General features: G+C 69.9%; 10 protein-coding genes and 1 pseudogene. 8 read left to right on the top strand and 3 right to left on the bottom strand.

Translation table 11 applies throughout. From position 1 onward, the window contains the following. Positions 1-162: 162 nt before the first annotated feature. The 3 genes and pseudogenes from EBN03_RS00010 to EBN03_RS00020 all read left to right on the top strand — a co-directional run. A pseudogene (locus EBN03_RS00010) lies at positions 163-4,818 on the top strand (beta-ketoacyl synthase N-terminal-like domain-containing protein); the annotation flags it as partial. A 268-nt stretch (positions 4,819-5,086) separates the two neighbouring features. Further along, on the top strand, positions 5,087-5,842 hold the full coding sequence (locus EBN03_RS00015) for a thioesterase II family protein (protein WP_122185785.1): 756 nt from the start codon (positions 5,087-5,089) through the stop codon (positions 5,840-5,842). Between the two features lie 68 nt (positions 5,843-5,910). Beyond that, a complete protein-coding gene (locus EBN03_RS00020) occupies positions 5,911-6,867 on the top strand; it encodes a DNA polymerase domain-containing protein (protein ID WP_122185786.1) in 957 nt (318 codons plus the stop codon). Positions 6,868-6,871: 4 nt separating this feature from the next. Here EBN03_RS00020 and EBN03_RS00025 read toward each other — a convergent pair whose 3' ends face one another. After that, a complete protein-coding gene (locus EBN03_RS00025) occupies positions 6,872-7,333 on the bottom strand; it encodes a hypothetical protein (protein WP_122185787.1) in 462 nt (153 codons plus the stop codon). Positions 7,334-7,381: 48 nt separating this feature from the next. Then, complete coding sequence (locus EBN03_RS00030) at positions 7,382-8,371, bottom strand: AurF N-oxygenase family protein (protein ID WP_122186652.1); 990 nt, start codon at positions 8,369-8,371, stop codon at positions 7,382-7,384. Positions 8,372-8,721: 350 nt separating this feature from the next. Here EBN03_RS00030 and EBN03_RS00035 point away from each other — a divergent pair, with 350 nt between their 5' ends. Both EBN03_RS00035 and EBN03_RS00040 read left to right on the top strand, forming a co-directional pair. Beyond that, positions 8,722-9,906 carry an acyl-CoA dehydrogenase family protein gene (locus tag EBN03_RS00035; RefSeq protein WP_122185788.1) on the top strand — a complete coding sequence of 395 codons (1,185 nt, stop codon included), beginning with the start codon at positions 8,722-8,724 and terminating at the stop codon, positions 9,904-9,906. Between the two features lie 10 nt (positions 9,907-9,916). Then, positions 9,917-11,083 (top strand): acyl-CoA dehydrogenase family protein, encoded by a 1,167-nt coding sequence (locus EBN03_RS00040; protein WP_122185789.1) that lies wholly within the window; start codon positions 9,917-9,919, stop codon positions 11,081-11,083. Between the two features lie 60 nt (positions 11,084-11,143). On the opposite strand, the gene EBN03_RS00045 is transcribed toward EBN03_RS00040, so the two are convergent. After that, entirely contained in the window at positions 11,144-12,175 is a 1,032-nt protein-coding gene (locus EBN03_RS00045; RefSeq protein ID WP_233608003.1) for a zinc-binding dehydrogenase, read from the bottom strand. A 147-nt stretch (positions 12,176-12,322) separates the two neighbouring features. Here EBN03_RS00045 and EBN03_RS00050 point away from each other — a divergent pair, with 147 nt between their 5' ends. The 3 genes from EBN03_RS00050 (at position 12,323) to EBN03_RS00060 (ending at position 15,213) form a co-directional block, all read left to right on the top strand. Beyond that, on the top strand, positions 12,323-12,652 hold the full coding sequence (locus EBN03_RS00050) for an ArsR/SmtB family transcription factor (RefSeq protein WP_122185790.1): 330 nt from the start codon (positions 12,323-12,325) through the stop codon (positions 12,650-12,652). Beyond that, entirely contained in the window at positions 12,649-13,014 is a 366-nt protein-coding gene (locus tag EBN03_RS00055; protein WP_122185791.1) for a DUF5313 family protein, read from the top strand. The genes EBN03_RS00050 and EBN03_RS00055 overlap by 4 nt, the downstream gene beginning before the upstream one ends. 126 nt (positions 13,015-13,140) lie before the next feature. Then, positions 13,141-15,213, top strand: coding sequence for a WD40 repeat domain-containing serine/threonine protein kinase (locus tag EBN03_RS00060; protein WP_147471415.1), 2,073 nt, complete (start codon positions 13,141-13,143; stop codon positions 15,211-15,213). Positions 15,214-15,325: the final 112 nt, after the last annotated feature.

Genomic DNA, 15,325 nt, shown 5'->3' on the forward strand with positions numbered 1-15,325 from the left:
TCCGGGAAGCAGGCATCCTCGACATCCTGCTCCGGTTGGCGTCCCCGGGTGCCGCGCCGCAGGATATGCCGGACCCGGGCGACGAGGACGCCGTCGACTTCATGGACGCGGAGAGTCTCGTGCAGCAGGTCCTCGGAAACCTCGATTGACGGAAGAGTTCACATGTCTTTGTCTATGAACGAAGTGGTCGAGGCGCTCCGCAAGTCGGTCAAGGAGAACACCGTCCTGCGGCGCTCCAACGAGGAGCTGATCGCGGCCCGATCCGAGCCGATCGCGATCGTGGGTATGGGCTGCCGGTACCCGGGTGGCGTGACCTCCCCGCAGGAGCTGTGGGATCTGGTGCTGCACGGCCGGGACGGGGTCAGCGAGTTCCCGTCGGATCGTGGCTGGGACGTGGCGCGGCTCTACGATCCGGATCCGGACGCGGTCGGGAAATCGTATGTGCGCGAGGGTGGTTTCCTGCACGACGCGGGCCTGTTCGATGCCGGGTTCTTCGGGATCAGTCCGCGTGAGGCGATCGTCATGGATCCGCAGCAGCGCCTGCTGCTGGAGACGGTGTGGGAAGCTCTGGAGGACGCGGGCATCAATCCGAAGTCGTTGCAGGGCAGTAATACCGGCGTGTTCGTCGGCGCCATGTATCACGACTATCCGATGAACGCCGCGACCGGTTCGATCGTGTCGGGCCGGGTCTCGTACACGTTGGGGCTGGAGGGGCCGTCGGTGTCGGTGGACACCGCGTGTTCGTCGAGTCTCGTTGCGCTGCACCAGGCTGCGGCCGCGGTGCGGTCCGGTGAATGCGGGCTGGCACTGGTCGGTGGCGTCGCCGTGATGAGTACTCCCGAAGTGTTCGTCGAGTTCTCGCGGCAGCGTGGGCTCGCCGCCGACGGCAGGTGCAAATCGTTCGCGGAGGCGGCGGATGGGACCGGGTGGTCCGAGGGTGTCGGTGTGCTGGTGGTGGAACGGCTCTCGGACGCGCGGCGTCGCGGCCATCGAGTGCTGGCGGTGGTGCGTGGTTCGGCGGTCAATCAGGATGGTGCGTCGAACGGTTTGACGGCGCCGAACGGGCCTGCGCAGCAACGGGTGATCCGGCAGGCGCTGGCGAATGCGGGTCTGTCGGCGGCGGATGTCGATGTAGTGGAGGCACACGGGACCGGCACGACGTTGGGTGATCCGATCGAGGCGCAGGCCTTGTTGGCGACCTACGGTCAGGACCGTCCAGCGGGGCGGCCGTTGTGGTTGGGGTCGTTGAAGTCGAATATCGGTCATGCCCAGGCTGCGGCTGGTGTGGGTGGTGTGATCAAGATGGTGCAGGCGATGCGGCACGGTGTGTTGCCGAAGACGTTGCACGTGGATCGGCCGTCGACGCATGTGGATTGGTCCGCGGGGTCGGTGGAGTTGCTGACCGAGCAGCGGCCGTGGGAGAGCGAGGGTCCGCGGCGGGCCGGTGTGTCGTCCTTCGGTATCTCGGGGACCAACACGCACGTCATCCTCGAACAGGCGCCGGAATACGGCCCGGTCGAGGAGGAAGCCGGTGCGGCGCCGGACGGGGTCGTCGCGGACATCCCCAGCGCCGGGACGACGCCCTGGGTGATATCGGCGCGCTCTCCGGAGGCGTTGGTGGAGCAGGCTTCCCGGCTCGCCGCGTCCGTGTCGGCACGTCCCGAGCTGGCTGCCGCGTCGGTGGCGTGGTCGCTGGTGTCGAGCCGGGCGCGGTTCGAGCATCGTGCGGTGGTGCTCGGTGCTGATCGGACGGAGTTGCTGCGGGGGCTGGACGCGCTCGCCGCGGGACGTGACGACGCTGCGGTGGTTCGAGGCTCGGCCCCTGCCGCGGGCAAGGTAGCGCTGGTGTTCCCGGGTCAGGGTGCGCAGTGGGCCGGTATGGGCCGCGAGCTGGCGCAAGCCTTCCCGGTATTCGGCGCGGCATTCGACGAGACGGTGACCCTGCTGGAGAAGCAGCTCGGTGCGGCGCTGCGGGAAGTGTTGTGGGGCAGCGACGAATCGCTGGTCCAGGACACGATGGTCGCGCAGGCCGGATTGTTCGCGGTCGGAGTCGGTGTGCACCGCCTGTTGTCGGCGTGGGGCGTCACCCCGGCTCTGGTGGCCGGTCATTCGATCGGTGAGATCGCGGCCGCTCACGCGGCAGGAGTGCTGTCGCTCGAGGACGCTGTCGTTCTGGTGGCTGCGCGCGGCCGGTTGATGGCGGCGTTGCCGGCGGGCGGGGCCATGGTCGCGGTCACCGCCGGCGAAGCAGCGGTACAGGGTGTCCTGACCGATCTGGGCTCGGACGCCGCGATCGCCGCGGTGAACGGTCCACGGGCGGTGGTGGTTTCGGGTCGCGCCGCGTCGATCGCAGCCGCCGCGGAAGCCCTGCGGTCGGCCGGGCACCGGGTGACGCCGTTGCGGGTGTCGCACGCGTTCCATTCACCGCTTATGGAACCGATGCTGGCCGAGTTCGGTGCGGTTGCCGCCGGACTGTCCTTCGCCGAACCGCGGATTCCGTTGATCTCCACTGTGACCGGTGCGCCGGCGGGTGCGGAGGTATCGACGCCGGAGTACTGGGTGCGCCAGGTGCGCGAGACGGTCCGGTTCGCCGCCGGCATGCGGTCGTTGCAGGCCGCGGGTGCAGGCACTTTCGTGGTGGCCGGGCCGGATGGTGGTCTGAGCGCACTGATTTCGGAGAGCGTGGCCGGTCCCGCCCTCGTGGTGCCGGTGTTGCGCAAGCCGCGGGCGGCCGTTCCCGCGTCGACGGACCCGGCCGGTCAGGGTTCGGACGAGGCATCGGTTCCGCAGGCGGGGACGGAGATTCGTGCCGCGCTGCGCGCCCTGAGCGAGTTGTTCACTGCCGGTGTGGACCTGGACTGGAAGCAGCTGTGGCCGGGTCGTGCGCCGCGGCGAGTCGACTTGCCGACGTATGCCTTCCGGCATCGCCGGTACTGGCTGGACGCCACCGCCCACTCCGGTGACGCTGCCTCGCTGGGCCTGGACGGCGTGGACCACCCGCTGCTCGGCGCGGTGGTTTCCACACCGGATTCCGGTGGCCTGATCGTGACCGGCCGGGTGTCGCTACCGGCGCAGCCGTGGCTGGCCGACCACCGGTTCGGCCGGGCGGCGGTGCTGCCGGTCGCCGCGTTCGTGGAGCTGGCGGTGCGGGCCGGTGACGAGGTCGGCTGCGGTGTGCTGCGGGAACTGATCCTGGAGACACCGCTGGTGCTTCCTCGGACCGACGGCGTGCACCTGCGGATCATCGTCGGCCCGGCCGGCGACCGGGGGGACCGCACCGTCGCGATCCACTCCCGCACCGAGACCGGTGCCGCGCGCGCCTGGACACCGCATGCCCGGGGAGTGCTGGGCGCGGCGGCGGACGGCACCGCACCCGAGCCCGTGGCGTGGCCGCCGGCCGATGCCCAGCAGCTGCCGGTGGACGACTTCTACGATCGGATGGCCGCGACCGGGCGCCGTTACGGGCCGTTGTTCCGTGGCGTGCGGGCATTGTGGCGCCGCGACACCGAGGTGTTCGCCGAGGTGTCCGTTCCCGCCGACAGCGGCGCCGACCGCTACGGCTTGCACCCGGCGGTGCTGGACGCGGTGCTGCAGGTCGCGACGACGGTGGCCGGTGTCGAGGCGGGCGATGCGCCGTTGCTGCCGGTCGAGTGGGCCGACGTGCGCCTGTTCGCCGGTGGGGCGGACGCGGTGCGGGCCCGGATCGTGTCCGGGGAATCCGGAGTCGCGGTCGACGTCGTGGATCGAGCGGGAGATCCGGTCCTGTCGATCGGATCGGTGCGCTGCCGGCCGGTGGTCGTGGCGAGCACCGCCGACGATCTCCGGCCGCCGGACAGTGCGGCGCCGGAGCGCCGGGCGGTGACCGGCACGCGGCGCCGAGTGGCCCGCGCCGCCGACCCGCGCGAGTTCGTCCGAGGGCTCGCCGCACTGCCGGCGGCCGAGCAGGAGCAGGCACTGGAAGCGCTGGTCCTGGAACAGATCTCCGCAGTGCTGGCGCTACCCGCTACCGGCGAGACGATCCGCCTGTTCGATGCCGGGTTCGACTCCCTCACGTCCGTGCAGTTGCGTAACCGGTTGAATGCCGCTCTGGGCCTCGATATCTCGATCGTGGCGATCTTCGATTGCCGCGACACCGCGACGCTGGCCCGTTTCCTGCGCGAAAGTCTGACCGCGGGAGCCGGTTTCACACCGGGGCCGGCGAATCCGGCCGCCGATGTGCTGGTCGAGATCTACCGGAAGGCGGTGGAATCGGGGCAGGTCGACGACGCCGAGCACCTGCTGACCGCGGTCGCGGCGCAGCGCCCCACCTTCGGTCTCGACGACCTGCCGCCGGCCCGGACGATCGAACTCGCGTCGGGGCCGGCGCCCACCCATCTGGTGCTGTTGTGCACTCCCGTGTACACCGGCGGCGTGCAGGAGCACATGCGGCTCGCCGCGCACTTCGCCGGGATCCGCAGGGTGTCCAGCGTTCCGTTGCACGGGTTCCTGCCCGGTGAGGTGCTGCCCGAGTCGCCGGAGATCGCGCTGGAGATGCTCGCCCGCCGGGTCGCGGAGATCGTCGGCGACGAGCCCTTCGTGCTGGCCGGGCACTCGGCGGGTGGACATGTCGCGAACGCCACGGCGGCCGTGCTCGGTGCCGCGCACGGCCTGACCCCGGCGGGGGTCGCGTTGCTGGATACCTTCACGGTCGAATCGTGGGCGTTGCAACGCCGGCAGCTGCAACGAGCGATGGTCGACAACATCGCCGCGACCGGTTCGATGAACGGTGTGAACCTGACCGCGATGCAGTATTGGTTCTCCCTGGTCCTGGGGTTCATCCGCGACGACGTCGGGTGCGACACCCTGCTCGTGCAGTGCCGCAAGCCCTTCTTCACCGACGGTACCGCCGCCGCGGAGGTCCCCGAACCCCTGCTGGCACAACCGTTGTCACCGCAGGTCACCGTGCTGCCGGTCGACGCCGACCACTTCTCGATGGTGGGCGCGGACTCCGGCGTGACCGCCGAGGCGCTGGAATCCTGGCTGCAGCGGTCGGACCGGCAGCATCGTACGAACATCGCAGAACCATCGGCATGAACCGGAGAAGGTAATGACGACAACGGAATCGACGAACCTCTGGATGCGCAGGTTCACCCCCGCGCCGGACGCGCCGGCCCGCCTGGTGTGCCTGCCGCACGCGGGTGGTGCGGCGAGCTACTTCCTGCCGATCTCGCGGGCGCTCGCGCCGCGCATCGATGTGCTCTCGGTGCAGTACCCCGGCCGGCAGGACCGCCGGCTGGAACCGCGGATCGAGAACATGCCCGAGCTGGCCGACCTGGTCACCGAACAGCTTGTCCCGCTGACCGACAAGCCGGTGACGCTGTTCGGGCACAGCCTCGGCGCCACTCTGGCGTTCGAGGTCACGCGGCGGCTCGAAGCCCGGGGGATCGAGCCGCGGGCGCTGGTGGTGTCGGGCCGGCGGGCGCCCTCGCGGCACCGCAACGAGGGCGTGCACCTGCGCGACGACGAGGGCCTGATCGCCGAGATCCGGTCGCTGGAGGGGACAGCGGCCGCGGCGCTGTCGGACCCCGACATCCTGCGGATGAGCCTGCCGGCGATCCGCAGCGATTACGTTGCGGCGGAGACGTATCGGTACGTCGCCGGTGACCCGGTGCGCACGCCGATCTCCGCGCACATCGGCACCAGCGACCCGAAGGCGCCGGTCGAGGACGCCGCTGCCTGGGAGCAGCACACCAGCGGCGAGTTCCGGTTGAGCACCTACTCGGGCGGCCATTTCTATCTGGCCGACCACATCCCCGCGCTGATCACGGTCCTGGAGACGGTGAGCGGCGGCACCATGGCCTGACCTGGTCGCCGGCCGCCCGGGACGCGGATCGCGTTGACCCCGGGTGGCCGACCGGGCAGGGTGGACCCATGCCAGCGGACGAAGTACGTGCCGGGGTCGAGCTGACCAATCTGGACGCGGAGCTGTTCGACGGGGCCGGCGCGACCAAGCGGGACCTGATCGACTATCTGGAGGCGGTCGCGGACCGGCTGCTCGCCGCGGTGCGCGGGCGGCCGCTCTCGGTGCTGCGGGTGCGCCCGGGGCAGGCGCCGTTCATGCAGAAGAATCTGCCGAAGTACACCCCGGAGTGGGTGCCGCGGGTGCGGTGGTGGGCCGAAACCTCGCACCGGAACATCGATTACGCGTTGTGTGACGATCTGCGCACGCTGCTGTGGTTCGGGAATCAGCGTGCGGTGGAGTTCCATGTGCCGCTGGTGACCGCGGATCAGCCGGAGTATCCGACCGCGCTGGTGCTGGATATCGATCCGCCCGAGGGTGATTCGTTCGCCGCCGTGGTGCGTGCCGCCGAGCTGGTGCGGACCGCGCTGGCGGATTCGGGTCTGGCCGGTGGGGTGAAAACCAGTGGGGCCAAAGGGGTGCACATCCTGATCCCCGTGGCGGGGGGCATCGATATGGCGGACGCGGCGGCCGCCACGCGCGCGCTGGCCGCGCGGGCCGAGCGCCTGGACCCCGACGTGGCGACGACCGCGTTCATCCGGGAAGACCGGGGCGGCAAGGTGTTCCTGGATTCCACTCGGGCGGGCGGCGCCACGCTCGCGGCCGCGTACAGTCCGCGGATCCGGCCGGGCACCACGGTGTCGTTCCCGGTCTCGTGGGCGGCGCTGTCCGAGGTGACTCCCGCCGATTTCACGGTGCGCACCGCGCTGTCCCGGCTCGACACGGCCACCGCGGGTGATGCGGAAATGCCCGCGCCGCAGCCTCTTCCGGCCGATCTGGTGGCGGAGGGGCATACCATCCCGGTGGCCCGGGTGCAGGCGATGCACGAGGGCAAGCGCCGCGCGCGGGCCAAGCGCGCCGAGAGCTGACGGGTCAGGCGCCGGGTTCGCCGGGTGCCGGTTCGGGCGGCGAGGTGGCGGTGCGCCACTGTTTGCGCAGTTCGCCCACGGTTTCCGGGGTGGGCCAGACGAAGCCCCACGAGTTGTTGTCGCCGGCCTGGGCGACCCGTTCGGAGACCGCGTCGGCGACCTTCTTCGCGGCGTCGCCGAGGTCGCGGGCCATCCGGTCGAACTGGTTGCCGCCGGTGGCCCGGTCGTCGGTGCGGACCCGCAGCCGCACGTCGGTGCCGTCGACGCTGATCTGTACCAGGTCGGTGCCGACGGCGGCGTTGATCTCGGTGGCCAGGTCGGTCAGGGCCGACATGAGCACCAGCCGGGACGAGTTCTCCGTCGCGGTGGCCAGTGCCGCGGCGGCGCGCTGGGTGTTCTCGTCGCCCACCGCCGCTCCGGCGATGAGGTTCTCGCGTAGCCGTGTGGTGTAGTCGCTCAGATCCATGACACCATGGTGATGTCACTATCGACGTCACGCAAGGGTGTGATGGCGTCAGGCCGCCCGGCGGGCGGGCTCGCTGCGGTAGCGCGAGGTGTCCCCGCTCAACCCGAAGGCCTTCCACAGCAGCTTCGCCGGCCGGTTCAGCAGACCGAGGTCGTCGACCAGGGTCCGCACGTCGTCGAAGTACGAGGCGCGAATCTTGCGCGCCTGCGGCGACTTCCAGAACGCTTCCCGCATCACCTCACGCGGGATGCCGAACTTCTCGCCGAACGACTTCGACGGCGCCATGATCTCGTTCACCAGCCAGGCCATGGCGATCGGGAACGCGACCGAGCAGACCGCACGGCCGGCCGGGCTCATCCGCTCGATGTGCACCTTGAGGAATTCGTGCGCGAAGCTGATGTGCCGCGCCTCCTCGGCGATGTGGATCTGCATGGTGCGCAGCACGGCGGGCGGCAGGTCGACGCCCTGCCGGATCAGGGCCTTCTGGTAGTGGTCGATCGGTTCCTCGCCGCCGAGGATGCCGATGAACAGGATGGTGTGGGCGTAGCCGCCCGCCACCCCGATCCACGGCGAGAGCCGCCGGAACATCGGCCGCATGCCCTCGACGTCGTCGCCGATCCGGTTGACCAGCTCCTGGAACATCTGGATGTGGTTGCACTCCTCGGTCATCTCGTGGAGGCAGTACCGGAATTCCGGTGTGTTGTGCGGCAGTTTGAAGATGTACTGCATCATGCCGCGGATCAGGATGCTCTCGAACGCGGCGCCGACGCGGACCGCGTTGGCCAGCCGGTACCGGCCGATCTCGATCTGGCGGGACTGCGGGAGGCTGCGGTACCACTGCGTCGCGCCCAGCGGGTCGAGCTCGGGGTCGAGGACCCAGCGCGGGTCGTCGCGGTCGATCCGGAAGGCCTCGCTGTCCCAATCGATGTCGAGGTAGGGGTCGAACTTGCGGTTGACGGACCCTTCCGACAGCAGTTCGAGCTTGTCGCGGTAGTCCGCGCCGAAGAATGTGGAACGGTCTGGAACAGACAGCGTCATCGGTGCCTCCTGGTGAATCGCCCGGGACGCGGCGGCGATCGGGCATGTGCCGCACGTCACCCTTGCGATCCACGGTAACTGATACCCACGGTATCGGCAATACTTCGCGGCACTCCTGGTCGGTTGCCTAGTGGATGCTCGATCGCACCGCGCCGCACCGAGATCTACTCGGCGTTTGTCGTGAATGAGTAGTATCGAATGGTCGACCGGCGACCATGGAGGTCGCGGCCACAGCGCCCGATTGTTTGCTCCAGGGGTGCGGTCCCCGCTGTACGGATTCAGAGCACACGATACGAATGCACTGTTTGTTGAGCTGCATGGAAGTCGACGACCGCCGAGGAGGCCCAGCAGTGGATCTCGAGCTCACCGCCGAAGAAGCCAAGTTCCGGGACGGCATCCGCGAGGTGCTCTACAACGAGGTGCCCGCCGAGGTGCGGCGGCGCAGTCAGCTCGGGCTGACCACTCGCGAGGACCACATCGACTCCCAGCGCATCCTCAACAAGCACGGGCTCGCGGCACCCCTGTGGCCGGAAAAGTGGGGTGGCCGAGGCTGGAATCCGACCCAGCAGCACATCTACACCCTCGAACTACAGCGCTCCCGCGTGCCGCTGCCGTTGGCGTTCAACGTCAGCATGGTCGGCCCGATCATCGCCGAATTCGGTTCGCAGGAGCAGCAGGAACGCTTCCTGCCCGCCACCGCGAACCTCGACATCTGGTGGTCACAGGGCTTCTCCGAACCCGAAGCGGGCTCCGACCTGGCCTCGCTGAAGACCACGGCCCGGCGCGAAGGCGACGAATACATCGTCAACGGCCAGAAGACGTGGACCACGCTCGGCCAGTACGGCGACTGGATGTTCCTGCTGGCCCGCACCGATCCCAAGGCGCCGCGCAAGCAGCTGGGCATCTCGTTCCTGCTGCTGGACATGAAGACTCCCGGCATCGAACGGCGGCCGATCAAACTGATCGACGGCAGTGTCGAGGTCAACGAGTTCTTCTTCGACGACGTCCGGGTCCCCGCCGAGAACCTGGTCGGCGAGGAGGGCAAGGGCTGGACCTACGCCAAGTTCCTGCTGGGCAACGAGCGCAACAGCATTGCCCAGATGGGCACCAGCCAGGCCATGTTCACCGACCTGGTCGGGCAGGCGCGGGTGCGCGACCTGCTGGAGGCGAAACTGGCCGACGACACCGAGTTCCGCTCCCGGCTGCACGATGTGAAGCTGGGCATGCTGGCGCTGGAGGCCACCCAGCTGCGGGTCACCGGCGAATCCGAGAACGGTGTCGCCAGCCCGGTGTCGTCGCTGCTGAAACTGCGCGGCACCCAACTGCTGCAGGAAGTGACCGCGCTGCAGGTCTACGCCGCCGGCTCGGACTCGCTGCTCGTCGACCTGGCCCAGGCACTCGCCCCCGGCGGCGTGGATCTGGTCGCCGACGCGGTGGCCGCCACCGAGTACCTGAACATGCGCAAGCTGTCGATCTTCGGTGGTACCAACGAGATCCAGCGGCAGATCATCGACAAGACCATCCTCGGACTGTGACGGAGGCGGCGTGAATCTCGAACTCGACGAAGATCAGAACCTGCTGCTGGACAGCACCGACGCGATGCTCGCCAAGCACTACGTCCCCGGCTTCCGGGCCGCGTCGGCGGACACACCGTCCGGCTGGAGCGATGTGGTGTGGCGGGCCATGATCGACCTGGGCCTGACCGCCCTGCCGATCGCCGAGGAGTACGACGGGGTCGGGGCGGGCCCGGTCGAGGCGTACGTCGCCATGCAGGCGCTGGGCCGGCACGCCGCGCTGGAACCGTTGCTGGAGGGCACTTTTCTGCCGGCGTGGCTGATCGGCGAGATCGGCGGGGTCAAGGACCGCTCGGAGCTGCTGCCGCGCCTGGCCGCCGGTGGCGAGATCTTCGCGGTCGCGCACGCGGAACCGGGCCGGTCCTGGAACTCGTATCGGACGGTGACAGCCGAACCCGACGGCGCCGGATTCGTGCTCACGGGCGTGAAATCGCCGGTGGCGCACGGTGAGCAGGCGACGGTGCTGCTGGTCACCGCGACCGGCCCGGACGGGACCGGGGTCTACGTGGTGGAGCCCGGCGCGGCCGGCTCGACCCGCACCGGCGGCCGTACGGTGGACTGGTCGCGGGCGGCGCGGATCGAATTCGACCGCACCCCGGCACGTTTGATGGGTACCCCCGGCGATCCGCTGGCCCTGCTCGGCATCGCCTACGCCCGGGCGCGCGCGGCGATCTGCGCCGAGGCGGTAGGCCTGATGGAGTCCGGGATCCGCGACACCGTCGCCTATCTGAAGACGCGCAAACAGTTCGGTGTCCCGCTGTCGACCTTCCAGGCCTTGAACTTCCGGGCCGCCGACCTGTACGCCGACGCGGAGATGGCCCGCTCGATGGCGCTGTGGGCGACCGCCATGGTGGAGGCCTACGAGGAAGACCGCACCGTCGACGTGCACGGCGCGCTCGACGACGCGTTCGTCTACGTGGCCACCAATGCCCGCCGGGTCGCCGAGGAGATCATCCAGCTGCACGGCGGTATCGGGGTCACGTTCGAATCGCCGATCAGCCACTACGCGGCCCGTTTGACCGCGATCACCCAGAGTTTCGGCGGGATCGCCGCCACCCGGCGCCGCGCGCTGGTCTCCGACCGGGTGCTGGCGGCGCCGAGTGCGCTGTTGCACAACGAGATTCCGGTCGCTGGCTGATTCCGGCGGTGGTTGTCGTCCGGCGGTCTCTGCGGAGGCCGCCGGATTCGTTGTCGCCGATCAGTTCTCGGTGATCGACGCCGCGGTGTCGGGCGAGTGCCGGACGCGGACGACGAGTTTGCCGGTGGCGCGGTCGTTCTCCATATCGTCGTGGGCTCGGGGTACCTGCTCCAGGCCGTCGTAGACGCGGTCCACCGGGAAGGTGAGTTCGCCGGCGGCGACGGCGTCGAGGATCTCCTGGAACACGTGCGGTGGCAGGTCGGTGGCGTCGCCGAAGTAGCCGGCCAGCCGCACGCCTCGGGGCAGGTACTCGTTGGGGGAGAAGTCGCGGACCGTGTACTGGTTGGACAGGCTGCCGCCGAAACAGGCCGTGCCGTGCACGCGGACCGCGCGCAGCGTATCGGGCAGGGTCGGGGTGCCGACGAGGTCGAGGGCGGTATCCACGCCGTCGGGGTACAGCTCGCGCACAGCGGCGGCGACCGCACCGGTGTCGAGGACGGGATGGTCGACGCCGTGCTCGCGCAGCGTCTGCAGCCGCTCGGGCCGCCGGGTGGTGGCCAGGACCGTGGCGCCGCGCCAGCGGGCGAGGGCGGCGGCGGCCAGACCCACCGAGGACGTGCCGCCACGGATCAGGACGGTCTGGCCGGGCCGCAGATCGAGGCCGACGGTGAGCGAGCCGTAAGCGGTCTGCACCATTTCGGGCAAGGCGCCCAACACTTCCCACGGCAGATCGGTATCGACGGGGATGACCTGGGACAGCGGTACCGAGGTGTATTCGGCGTAGCCGCCGTCGTAGGTGCGGCCCATGTCGCCCATCATGGCGACGACGCGCTGCCCGACGGCGAGTCCGCTGCCGGCGGGCGCCGCGTCGACGACGCCCGCCGCCTCGATGCCCGGCACCCGCGGGAAGGTGACGCCCACGCTGACGCCGAGTCGCAGCTTCAGTTCGGAGCGGTTGAGGCCGAACGCCTCGACACGGATGCGGACCCAGCCGTCCCGGTCCGGCGGGACGGGCAGCGTGGTCGGTCGCAGGTTGGTGACGGGTCCGGGCGCGGTGAGCTGGACGGCGCGCATCGTGGTGGGCGTGGGCATGGCGGCCTTCTTCCCGGGTGGCAGGGTCGGTCAGCGGAGATCAACCCGCGGCCGGTGCCCCGGCATTCCCGGCGGCGCGGCTGCGTCGCCTGCTTGCTAATCTATGCAAGTACGCTATTCGGGCACGGGTCCGGCGGGAGGAGTGAGATGCCGTCGTCGCAACAGCCGCTGTATCGCATGAAGGCCGAGTTCTTCAAGACGCTGGGGCATCCGGTGCGCATCCGGGTCCTCGAACTGCTCAGCCGGCGGCCACACGCGGTGTCCGAGATGCTCGGTGACATCGAGATCGAGGCCGCGAATCTGTCCCAGCAACTGTCGGTGCTGCGCCGCGCCGGCCTGGTGATCGCGCACCGGGACGGGTTGTCGGTGACCTACGAGCTCACCTCGCCCGAGGTCGCCGAACTGCTCGCCACCGCGCGCACGATCCTGACCGGCGTCGTCGCCGGCCGGGCCGAGGCGCTGGGCAGCCCGGCATGAAGCCGTCACTGCCGCAGCGCATCCGCTACATCTGCGGCGGGACCCTGCCGGCCTCGATGTCGGACTGGGTCCTGCGCGACCTCACCGGCCCGGGTGCCGCCCGGCGGTACCTGATGCGGCTGCTCATCCCGATTCTCGCGCCGTTGTGCCTGTTCCTGCTGATCCCGGGTCCGCTGTGGATGGGCCTGGCCATGATGGCGCTGCTGTATCTGCCGCTGATCTATTTCGCGGTGGCCCTGATGTACGTGTACCGCCGGCATCGGCTCGTGGCGCACGGTCTGGATCCGGCTCTGGCGGACGCCCGGGAACGCGAGCGCGCCGCCGCCGAGCGCGCCGCTTATGAGCGGCGTCACGGCCGGTAGATCCGCTCGCACGTCGCCGTCGAGCTGTATATCATGCGGAGCGCTACTGCAGAAGTGGATACGGCTGGGGGCCGGCGGTAGCCGGGTTTCGAACGGCGTTGCCCGGGCGTCGGATCAGGAGGCGTGGTGCGGCTGGCGCCGGGCTCGGCATTCGCCGGGTACAGGATCGAACGGCTGCTCGGGGTGGGCGGCATGGGCGTGGTGTATCTGGCGCAGCATCCACGGCTCGAGAAATGGGTGGCGCTGAAGGTCCTCAACGAGAGTCTGGCCGCCGAACCGGCCGCCCGGGCCCGATTCGACCGCGAAGCCGCGGTCGCGGCCCGGCTGGAACACCCCAATATCGTTGCGGTCCTGGACCGTAACAGCCCCGAGGACGAATATCTCTGGCTGTCCATGCCTTTCGTCGACGGCTGCGACGCCGCGGCGCTGGTGCCGCCCGGCTGCGGCGGCATGGACCCGGCCCGCGCGGCCGACCTGATCGAGCAGGCCGCGCGCGGCCTCGACCACGCCCATCGGATGGGTGTGATCCACCGAGATGTCAAGCCCGCCAACATTCTCGTCACCGTCGACCCTGACGGCGTGGAGCGGGCGCTGGTCAGCGATTTCGGTCTCGCCACCAGTCTGCACGCCGCGGCCACCGCCTCCTCGATCGGCGGTTCCTTCGCCTACACCGCACCCGAGCGGTTCCGCGGCGAGATCGTCGATCAGCGGTCGGACGTCTACTCGCTCGGTGTCACGCTCTATCAGTTGCTCACCGGCGAGTTGCCGTACACCTATGTGGATCAGGCGGCGCTGATGGCGGCTCATCTGCAGGAGTCGCCGCCGCGACTGTGCGATCTGTGGCCGGAGCTGCCGGTGGGGCTGACCGAGGTGATCGTCACCGCGCTCGCCAAGGATCCGCTGGACCGGTTCGCCAGCTGTGGCGAAATGGCCCGGGCTGTACTGGAAGCCGTCACGCCGTCGCCGGAAGTGACCGGCAGCCCGCCGATTCGGCCGAACACGGGTGGTGACACCGGCCGATATCTGCTGCCGCCCGGGGGATTCGACGTGCCGAGCGGGGTGGAAGTGCTGCGGTCCGAGCGGACGCGGGTGTCGGCCGAGCGCACCCGCAGCCGGCCGCCGGAGGGGGGCCGGCATCGCTCCCAGCTGGGCCGGCGCAATCTGCTGCGGGCGGCGCTGGCCGCGGGGGCGATCGCCGCGGTCGGCGGGGTGGGCGCGATCGTGGTGCGCGGCAAGTCTTCCGCCGGGACCGAGCCGGTGTCGACCGCGCCGGCGCTCGCCCCGGTGAAGCTGGATACCGGTCGTACGCAAGGGATTCGCGCGCTGGCTTACAGTCCGGACGGTACGCAGCTGGCGGTCGGCGCGGACATGGGCGTCCTGCAGATCTTCGGGGTGCGGGACCGGCAGCGGACCGAGGTCCCGCCGGAGGGCGGCACGATCGCCTCCCTGGGCTATTCGGCGGCGGGTGACCGGCTGACCGCCTGCGACATCCTGGGCACGGTGCGCCACTGGGGAATTCAGGGCGGCGTGCTGCAGCCGGTCGGAGATCAGGCGTTCACCAAGGCCGCGGTCTCGCGGGTCGCCGCGAGCCCGGACGGGTCGGTGCTGGCGGTGGTGGCCAACGGCTCGGTGCAGTTGTACGACTCGACGGATCTGCACCCGTTCGGGGATCCGTTCGGGCAGAAGGCATCTCGCTTATCGTTCAGCCCCGACGGCGGGCAGCTGGCGGGTGTGCTGCCGCGCACCGACGGTGGCCGCAACGTGGTGACCATCTGGGACGTCCACTCCCGCAATGTGATCAGCGAGTGGGAGATCGCGGGCTCGGCCGGGGTGTACTGCGCTGCCTTCCAGCCGTCGAGCAGCATCCTGGCCACCGGCGACTCCGAGGGCGCGATCCGGTTGTGGGACACCAGGACCGGCGCCGAGGTCGGGTCGATGCAGATGCCCGGGGTCGAGGCGGCGAACCTCGTGTTCAACAGCAGCGGCTCGGTTCTGGCCAGTTTCGGTGGTGACAACACGGTGTCGTCGGGGGCCGGCCGGATCTGGTTGTGGAACGTGTCGGACCGGCGGGCCGCGCGGGAGCCGCTGGTGATTCCGGACCGCACGCTGGTCACCGCGGCCGCGTTCAGCCCGGACGGGCGGCTGCTCGCCTCCGGTGGAACCCACGGCTCGCTGTATCTGTGGAAAGCCGACTGGTGAGGCGGGTCTGACCACAAGCCGTTATCCGGACAGATCGGACGCGCGATAACCTGAGCATGCTGAAAGTTTGCTCGATGCGTGGGGGGTGACACCAGTCCGATCGACGCAGGAG

The organism is Nocardia stercoris (genome assembly GCF_003696265.1).
Taxonomy (GTDB): Bacteria; Actinomycetota; Actinomycetes; order Mycobacteriales; family Mycobacteriaceae; genus Nocardia; species Nocardia stercoris.

Excerpts from the sequence above, each read along its gene's own strand:
- EBN03_RS00020 (WP_122185786.1), top strand. The coding sequence starts at position 5,911 with ATGCCAGCGGACGAAGTACGTGCCGGGGTCGAGCTGACCAATCTGGAC.
- EBN03_RS00015 (WP_122185785.1), top strand. The coding sequence starts at position 5,087 with ATGACGACAACGGAATCGACGAACCTCTGGATGCGCAGGTTCACCCCC.
- EBN03_RS00055 (WP_122185791.1), top strand. The coding sequence starts at position 12,649 with ATGAAGCCGTCACTGCCGCAGCGCATCCGCTACATCTGCGGCGGGACC.
- EBN03_RS00030 (WP_122186652.1), bottom strand. The coding sequence starts at position 8,371 with ATGACGCTGTCTGTTCCAGACCGTTCCACATTCTTCGGCGCGGACTAC.
- EBN03_RS00025 (WP_122185787.1), bottom strand. The coding sequence starts at position 7,333 with ATGGATCTGAGCGACTACACCACACGGCTACGCGAGAACCTCATCGCC.
- EBN03_RS00050 (WP_122185790.1), top strand. The coding sequence starts at position 12,323 with ATGCCGTCGTCGCAACAGCCGCTGTATCGCATGAAGGCCGAGTTCTTC.
- EBN03_RS00045 (WP_233608003.1), bottom strand. The coding sequence starts at position 12,175 with ATGCCCACGCCCACCACGATGCGCGCCGTCCAGCTCACCGCGCCCGGA.